Annotated in this window: 6 protein-coding genes; 5 read left to right on the top strand and 1 reads right to left on the bottom strand. The window is 48.1% G+C overall.

Annotated elements, in window-relative coordinates:
* Positions 1 to 362: 362 nt before the first annotated feature.
* From FP827_05325 to FP827_05335, 3 genes are read left to right on the top strand one after another with little or no spacing between them, the layout of a single operon-like run.
* Positions 363 to 1418 carry a virulence RhuM family protein gene (locus tag FP827_05325; protein MBA3052493.1) on the top strand — a complete coding sequence of 352 codons (1056 nt, stop codon included), beginning with the start codon at positions 363 to 365 and terminating at the stop codon, positions 1416 to 1418.
* Between the two features lie 57 nt (positions 1419 to 1475).
* Entirely contained in the window at positions 1476 to 2015 is a 540-nt protein-coding gene (locus FP827_05330) for a TIGR03546 family protein (GenBank protein ID MBA3052494.1), read from the top strand.
* Positions 2015 to 3850 carry a TIGR03545 family protein gene (locus FP827_05335; GenBank protein MBA3052495.1) on the top strand — a complete coding sequence of 612 codons (1836 nt, stop codon included), beginning with the start codon at positions 2015 to 2017 and terminating at the stop codon, positions 3848 to 3850. The genes FP827_05330 and FP827_05335 overlap by 1 nt, the downstream gene beginning before the upstream one ends.
* 31 nt (positions 3851 to 3881) lie before the next feature.
* Here FP827_05335 and FP827_05340 read toward each other — a convergent pair whose 3' ends face one another.
* On the bottom strand, positions 3882 to 4268 hold the full coding sequence (locus FP827_05340) for a response regulator (GenBank protein MBA3052496.1): 387 nt from the start codon (positions 4266 to 4268) through the stop codon (positions 3882 to 3884).
* 173 nt (positions 4269 to 4441) lie between these two features.
* Here FP827_05340 and FP827_05345 point away from each other — a divergent pair, with 173 nt between their 5' ends.
* On the top strand, positions 4442 to 4735 hold the full coding sequence (locus tag FP827_05345; GenBank protein ID MBA3052497.1) for a helix-turn-helix transcriptional regulator: 294 nt from the start codon (positions 4442 to 4444) through the stop codon (positions 4733 to 4735).
* Positions 4736 to 4824: 89 nt separating this feature from the next.
* On the top strand, positions 4825 to 5044 hold a 220-nt coding region (locus FP827_05350), incomplete at its 3' end, for a pyruvate kinase (protein MBA3052498.1).

Raw genomic sequence — 5044 nt, forward strand, 5'->3', positions numbered from 1 at the left:
AGCGAGGCGCCGGAGAATCCGGACGATGATCGGACGGATAGTCGGAGGCGCCGAGCGATGGCGAGCAAGTGCGAGCCCGCTTGCCCGCTTCATGCGGGCATTGTGGGCGAGCCTTGGGAGTATAATAAGATTGCCACGTCGCTCCGCTCCTCGCAATGACAAAATGAAAAATGAAATTGATTTATTCCATGCAAAATAATACAATCTCTTTAAGTGAAGGGAATCTTATAAACTATTCTCGAAATGGGTTCGAGCAAGGTTTAATAAGGTCGATATCAATTAGTTAGAAGCAGATGGATGGGTGTTTGCTTTTGCCGTATTATCCGGCTTCAGCAACCGCATATATAATGGAAAGGCCAAATATGAAAAAACTGAAAAAGGAAAGTAGCCGTCAGGAGATCATTTTATATCAGACGGAAGATGGCCGGACAAAACTCGAAGTACTGCTTGAAGATGAAACGCTCTGGTTGACCCAGGCGGCTATGGCGGAACTCTTTCAGACAACTCCTCAAAATATAACTATTCATTTGAAGGCAATATACGGGGAAGGGGAGCTGGCTGAAAAGGCAACTTGTAAGGAATGCTTACAAGTTCAAACAGAGGGCGTAAGACAGGTAAACAGAAAAAGAAAATTTTACAACCTTCCCGCTGTAATTGCCGTCGGTTACCGTGTTAATTCAGCACGGGGAACACAGTTTCGTATCTGGGCTACGGAAAGGCTTAATGAGTATCTGATTAAAGGCTTTTTGATGGATGATGAGCGGCTTAAACGCGGCGTAAATGTTGGATCGGATTATTTTGATGAACTTCTCGAACGTATTCGCGATATCCGCTCGAGTGAAAAACGCTTTTATCAGAAAATACGCGATATATATAAACTGGCCGTTGACTACAACCCGCAGGCGAAGGAGACGCTGGAATTTTTCAGGATTGTTCAGAATAAACTTCATTATGCCGTTTCCGGGAAAACTGCGGCGGAACTGATAGCTGATCGGGCGGACGCTTCAAAACCCGATATGGGGCTTACTTCCTGGAAGGGTGGCAAAGTCAGGGCAGGTGATGTCACTATTGCCAAAAATTATTTGAACGAAAACGAGCTGAGTCAGCTGAACCGGATAGTCAGTATGTATCTTGATTATGCGGAAGACCAGGCGCGTCGCCGAAAACAGATATTTATGCGCGAATGGCGGGAAAAGCTCAACGCTTTTCTTAAATTCAACGAGCGGGATATACTTGAACATCCCGGAAAAGTGGCGAAGGAAGTGGCGGATGAACTTGCCCTGAAGCAGTATGAAAAATTCAATGCCCGGCGACTGGGACTGGAAGCGCAAACGGAAATTCTGGCGGATGATAGGGAATTAAAGCGAATAGAGAATAAAATAAGTTCAAGGAAAGTGCCGAAGAAAAAAGGCGGTTAGGGATGGCTGAGAGAATCGTATTTGCGGGGATTTAAGGGATTTTGCTATAATACGACCATGCTGATTATTAAATATTTTTTTAAATTTCTTAAAGCCCTGAATTCCAACGCCGCGGCGGGGCAGGTCGCGCTGGGAATGACGTTCGGGCTGGTACTGGGCATTATTCCGGTTTCGGCTCTGCACTGGTGGGTGATACTCATACTGATGTATGTGACAAACTCCAATCTCGCGACGGGCGCCGTCTTTACGGCGGTATTCAAGCTCGTCGGCATGGCTTTGGGCCCCGTCTTTGACAGCGCCGGATACACCGTCCTCACAAACCCCGGCCTTGAGAATTTTTTCACAGGCCTTTACAACATAGCCATTGTGCCGTTCACCCGATATTACAACACCGTTGTCATGGGCACGACGCTGATCTCGTTAATACTTTTTGTCCCCGCGTTTTTTGTTTTCCGCGCGATGGTGAGGGGTTACCGCAGTGGCGTGCGGGATAAACTGGCCGAGACAAAATTATTCAAAACTTTTATGAAACTGCCTCTTGTGGGCAAGATCATCAAGCTCTACGACAAGGCCAACAGCGTGAGGGATGCACTCTGATGCGCTGGAAATTCTTCATCCCTCTGCTTGTGATCTTCGGCGGCTTCGCGGCCTTTTATGCCTTTGGCATGGACGCTGTGGCCGCGAAAGGCATGGAAAAAGTAATGGAAAAAATTTTTAACGCCCGCGCGGAAGTCAGCGGCGTTGATATAAGCCTCATCAAGGGCAGGGTGAAGATAGGCCGCATCCGCGTGGCCGACGCGGACAATCCCATGTTCAATCTTTTTGAGGCGGGCGGCATGGTCATGGACACCCCCGTCAAAGCGCTGCTCATGCAGAGATTGGTGATAGAGGAAGCTTCCATAAAAGACATATCATGGGGCACGCCGAGGAAAACATCCGGCGCTCTTAAAAAAGCCGGGCCCGCCCCTAAAGCGGAAAAGAAGGCGGTAAAGAAAGCCGAAGAAGGCGCGCCGGAAAGAAAACCTCTCCTGGCGGGCGACGATATAAAATCACTTGGCGGCGATTATTTTGAAAAGCAGAAAGATATGTTCAAGAGCCCTAAGCTCGCCGAAGATGCCAAAGCAAAGTCGGAAGACCTCAAAAACAAATGGGAACCGAAACTGGACGCTGTTTCCGCTGATCTGAAAAAGGCCGAGGCCGCCGCCGAAGAGATCAAAAAAATAGACACGGCAAAACTTGAGACCGTAAGCGAGATCGCCTCGGCCCTCAAAACGCTGAGAGATAACTCAAAAGAAATAAAAAGCGCCGTCAGCGCCGCGAAGATCGTCAAACAGGAATTTGAGAGCGATAAAAAAGCCGTGCAGAAGCTGAAAAAAGACATCGCCGCTGCACGGGAAGCGGACTGGAAGCTTGTTTCCGCACAGCTCAATGTGCCAGCGGGAAGCCAGTTCCAGAGTTTCACGCAGGATATTCTCTCGGGGATACTTTACAAGAAGACGGGTAGTTTCGCGCAGTACATAGAGAAGGGCGTGGAAGTGATGGCGAAGATGAAAGAACAGGAAAAGAAAAAAGCCCCGCCGAAACCGAAAAAGCAGAAGTTCAAAGGCCGCGATGTGGTTTTCAAATCCATGCTGTTTCCCAAATTCCACCTTAAGCACGCGGATGTTTCGGTGAAGAAAGAGGAGCTTTCTCTTGAGGGGGAGCTGGTTAATTTCAGAACAGCTCCGGAAAAATCAAAAAATCCTGCTACTTTCAGGCTTGAAGGCAGACAGGATAAAGGCGGCATAAAAATTTCCGGCGTTATAGACAACAGGATTCCGGGCGAGGAAAAGAGCAAGGTGTTTTTCAGGGGCAGTGATTTTCCGCTGGACGATGTGGGAGGAGCCATACCCTATGTTAAGCTGGACAGTTTCAGCGGTATTTATGACATCGACCTTGATTATTTTGCGCCGGCTTCCTCCAAGGCCGAAGTTAATTTGAATATCAGGATCAGGAATATGAAAGTGAGCGGGGATGAAAAGGATCTTGTCACGGGCATTGTCATAGACGCCGTGAGGACGACTCCGGAACTCGTCATAGAGGGGAAGATGATCATAGGCGGCGCGGGGAAATTCTCGTCCAATCTTGACAATGTCCTCTCAAAAAAGGTGAAAGAGCGCATCGGCTCTGAAATGGCCTCGTCGCAGAAAAAAGCGCGGGAACGCTTTGACGCGTATATGGGCGGATACGAGAAAGACGCCAACGAGCGCCTGGACTCTTTTAAAGACCCTTATGAGTCAAAAATAAACGGGATCTCCGGCAAGGCGCAGTCTTATGATAAAATCACGGAGTCCTATGAAAAAAAACTTGACGGCAGAAAGAAAGAGATACAGGATAAAGAGTCCGATAAAGTAAAAGACAAGGCGAAAGAACTTTTCAAAAAACTGCGTTAGGGCTTATCAGGCAAGAAAGATTTTCTAAGGTTTATCTGCCCAGCGTTTTTTTAACAGCCATGATCATTTCCGTCAGATCAAAAGGTTTTTTTAGAAAGGCGCTGAACTTATAGGATCTGATCTCTTCTTCGGAGGGGCAAAAAGACGCTGATATGAGGATCGCCTTTAATAGAGGGCGTTTGGCGCGCAGTTTTACCAGAAGTTCCAGCCCGGTCGTTTCTTCTAAAATGTGGTCCAGTATCACTATGTCGAATTCGTGTTTGTCCGAGAGAGCCAGGGCCTGTTCCTCTGTAGCGGCGGTGTAAGCGCGGCCCCCTGAGAGGCCGATGAGCTGTTCCATTATAGCCAGTATAGCGCGTGCGTCATCCACGACGAGCGCTTTATAGTGCCCGATAAAAGGGATATTCTCTTTTGGCATATCGCTTACTGCAATATACAATAACTCGCGATGATCTGGCAATAGGCAATTTATGAAAGAAACAATATTATGGACGAGCGCTTTATAGTGCCAAAAGTTACATTCTTTTTTGGCATATCGCTTACTGTAAGGTACAATATAGTACCAGCGATGATCTGGCAAATAGGTAATTTATGAAAGAAACAACATTATATTCAAAAAAGCTTCGTTATCTGGCGAAGCGGCTGCGGGATGCCCGCGTGAGCGCCGGCCTTGATCAGCATGCCGCCGCGCGGAAATTCGGGAAAACGCAGTCTTTTATATCCAAAATTGAATCCGGCCAGAGGCGCATCCGTGTACTCCATCTGATCAGGTTTATGGAAATATACGGCCGCCCGGCCGGCTATTTCATAAACGACCTGGTAAGCGCCCCATATAAAATAGCTCCCGCAGGCGCTTTTTCGCGGGACGGCTCTGAATCGTCTTGAAGGAGAAGACGGTGCCGAAGACGGTGCCGGGCTTTCAGTTATTCAGTTATGAGATGGAATAAAGGCCGGATATTTTATAACATATCTTCATGGACGGAACGCAGATAATAGCAACGATAGGGCCGCCGACTGTGAAAAAGATCAGGGAGCTTGCCGGAGCCGGCATGGCGGGCGTCCGGATAAACAGCTCTCACGGCTCTCTGAGGCAGCATGAGGAGATCATCAGGTCGGCGCGTAAGATAAAAAACGGGCCTTTTGTCATATACGACATAAAGGGGCCGAAGATCAGGCTCGGCGACATACCTTATC

Source organism: Candidatus Omnitrophota bacterium (genome assembly GCA_013791745.1).
Taxonomy (GTDB): Bacteria; CG03; CG03; order CG03; family CG03; genus CG03.

Coding starts and splice junctions, on each gene's coding strand:
- FP827_05345 (MBA3052497.1), top strand. CDS start 4,442: ATGAAAGAAACAACATTATATTCAAAAAAGCTTCGTTATCTGGCGAAG.
- FP827_05335 (MBA3052495.1), top strand. CDS start 2,015: ATGCGCTGGAAATTCTTCATCCCTCTGCTTGTGATCTTCGGCGGCTTC.
- FP827_05340 (MBA3052496.1), bottom strand. CDS start 4,268: ATGCCAAAAGAGAATATCCCTTTTATCGGGCACTATAAAGCGCTCGTC.
- FP827_05325 (MBA3052493.1), top strand. CDS start 363: ATGAAAAAACTGAAAAAGGAAAGTAGCCGTCAGGAGATCATTTTATAT.
- FP827_05330 (MBA3052494.1), top strand. CDS start 1,476: ATGCTGATTATTAAATATTTTTTTAAATTTCTTAAAGCCCTGAATTCC.